This is a genomic window from Ureibacillus xyleni (genome assembly GCF_900217795.1).
GTDB classification, from domain to species: Bacteria; Bacillota; Bacilli; order Bacillales_A; family Planococcaceae; genus Ureibacillus; species Ureibacillus xyleni.
Genome location: NZ_OBMQ01000025.1, coordinates 1,851 through 4,814, shown reverse-complemented (window position 1 = coordinate 4,814; position 2,964 = coordinate 1,851). Strand labels below are relative to the sequence as shown.

The following is a 2,964-nucleotide window of genomic DNA, read 5'->3' as shown; positions in this document are numbered from 1 at the left end:
TACAAACTTCAAGCTAAAATTGGTTAAGTCCTCGATCGATTAGTATTCGTCAGCTCCATGTGTCACCACACTTCCACCTCGAACCTATCTACCTCATCGTCTTTGAGGGATCTTACTTACTTGCGTAATGGGAAATCTCATCTTGAGGGGGGCTTCATGCTTAGATGCTTTCAGCACTTATCCCGTCCATACATAGCTACCCAGCGATGCCTTTGGCAAGACAACTGGTACACCAGCGGTATGTCCATCCCGGTCCTCTCGTACTAAGGACAGCTCCTCTCAAATTTCCTACGCCCACGACGGATAGGGACCGAACTGTCTCACGACGTTCTGAACCCAGCTCGCGTACCGCTTTAATGGGCGAACAGCCCAACCCTTGGGACCGACTACAGCCCCAGGATGCGATGAGCCGACATCGAGGTGCCAAACCTCCCCGTCGATGTGGACTCTTGGGGGAGATAAGCCTGTTATCCCCGGGGTAGCTTTTATCCGTTGAGCGATGGCCCTTCCATGCGGAACCACCGGATCACTAAGCCCGTCTTTCGACCCTGCTCGACTTGTAGGTCTCGCAGTCAAGCTCCCTTGTGCCTTTACACTCTACGAATGATTTCCAACCATTCTGAGGGAACCTTTGGGCGCCTCCGTTACCTTTTAGGAGGCGACCGCCCCAGTCAAACTGTCCACCTGACACTGTCTCCTACCCCGATTGAGGGGTACGGGTTAGAATTTCAACACAACCAGGGTAGTATCCCACCGACGCCTCCCTCGAAGCTGGCGCTCCGAGTTCTCTGGCTCCTACCTATCCTGTACAAGTTGTGCCAAAATTCAATATCAGGCTACAGTAAAGCTCCACGGGGTCTTTCCGTCCTGTCGCGGGTAACCTGCATCTTCACAGGTACTATAATTTCACCGAGTCTCTCGTTGAGACAGTGCCCAGATCGTTACGCCTTTCGTGCGGGTCGGAACTTACCCGACAAGGAATTTCGCTACCTTAGGACCGTTATAGTTACGGCCGCCGTTTACTGGGGCTTCAATTCAGAGCTTCGCTTACGCTAACCCCTCCTCTTAACCTTCCAGCACCGGGCAGGCGTCAGCCCCTATACGTCACCTTACGGTTTTGCAGAGACCTGTGTTTTTGCTAAACAGTCGCCTGGGCCTATTCACTGCGGCTCTCTTTCGAGAGCACCCCTTCTCCCGAAGTTACGGGGTCATTTTGCCGAGTTCCTTAACGAGAGTTCTCTCGCACACCTTAGGATTCTCTCCTCGACTACCTGTGTCGGTTTGCGGTACGGGCACCTCCCGCCTCGCTAGAGGCTTTTCTTGGCAGTGTGAAATCAGGTACTTCGCTCTATAAGAGCTCCCCATCACAGCTCAACGTTATAGGAAGCGGATTTGCCTACTTCCACGCCTTACTGCTTGGGCGTGCACAACCAATCGCACGCTTACCCTATCCTACTGCGTCCCCCCATTACTCAAACGGCGGGGAGGTGGTACAGGAATATCAACCTGTTGTCCATCGTCTACGCCTGTCGGCCTCGACTTAGGTCCCGACTAACCCTGAGCGGACGAGCCTTCCTCAGGAAACCTTAGTCATACGGTGGATGGGATTCTCACCCATCTTTCGCTACTCATACCGGCATTCTCACTTCTAAGCGCTCCACCAGTCCTTCCGGTCTGACTTCAACGCCCTTAGAACGCTCTCCTACCACGTGCATCCAAGATGCACATCCACAGCTTCGGTGAATCGTTTAGCCCCGATACATTTTCGGCGCAGCGTCACTCGACCAGTGAGCTATTACGCACTCTTTAAATGATGGCTGCTTCTAAGCCAACATCCTGGTTGTCTAAGCAACGCCACATCCTTTTCCACTTAACGATTACTTTGGGACCTTAGCTGGTGGTCTGGGCTGTTTCCCTTTTGACTACGGATCTTATCACTCGCAGTCTGACTCCCGTGTATAAATATCTGGCATTCGGAGTTTGTCTGAATTCGGTAAAGCGAGATGCCCCCCTAGTCCAAACAGTGCTCTACCTCCAGTATTCTCATCACGAGGCTAGCCCTAAAGCTATTTCGGAGAGAACCAGCTATCTCCAAGTTCGATTGGAATTTCTCCGCTACCCACACCTCATCCCCGCACTTTTCAACGTGCGTGGGTTCGGGCCTCCAGTAAGTGTTACCTCACCTTCACCCTGGACATGGGTAGATCACCTGGTTTCGGGTCTACGACCACGTACTCCTTCGCCCTATTCAGACTCGCTTTCGCTACGGCTCCGTCTTCTCAACTTAACCTTGCACGTAATCGTAACTCGCCGGTTCATTCTACAAAAGGCACGCTATCACCCATTAACGGGCTCTAACTACTTGTAGGCACACGGTTTCAGGTTCTATTTCACTCCCCTCCCGGGGTGCTTTTCACCTTTCCCTCACGGTACTGGTTCACTATCGGTCACTAGGGAGTATTTAGCCTTGGGAGATGGTCCTCCCGGATTCCGACGGAATTTCACGTGTTCCGCCGTACTCAGGATACACTCAAGAGGGAATGGACTTTCGACTACAGGGCTTTTACCTGCTATGGCGGACCTTTCCAGATCGCTTCATCTAATCCATTCTTTTGTAACTCCATATAGAGTGTCCTACAACCCCAAGAGGCAAGCCTCTTGGTTTGGGCTCTTCCCGTTTCGCTCGCCGCTACTTAGGGAATCGAATATTTTCTTTCTCTTCCTCCAGGTACTTAGATGTTTCAGTTCCCTGGGTATGCCATCATGACGCTATGAATTCACGTCAAGATACTACTCCATTACGAGCAGTGGGTTCCCCCATTCGGAAATCTCCGGATCAAAGCTTACTTACAGCTCCCCGAAGCATATCGGTGTTAGTACCGTCCTTCATCGGCTCCTAGTGCCAAGGCATTCACCGTGCGCCCTTAATAACTTAACCTAAACGTTAGTTACACTTCTCTAAAA

At 51.7% G+C, this 2,964-nt stretch carries 1 rRNA gene; it reads right to left on the bottom strand.

The annotated features are described in order from the left end of the window. Positions 1–19: 19 nt before the first annotated feature. Positions 20–2,938, bottom strand: a 23S ribosomal RNA gene (locus CRO00_RS19740). Positions 2,939–2,964 lie beyond the last annotated feature (26 nt).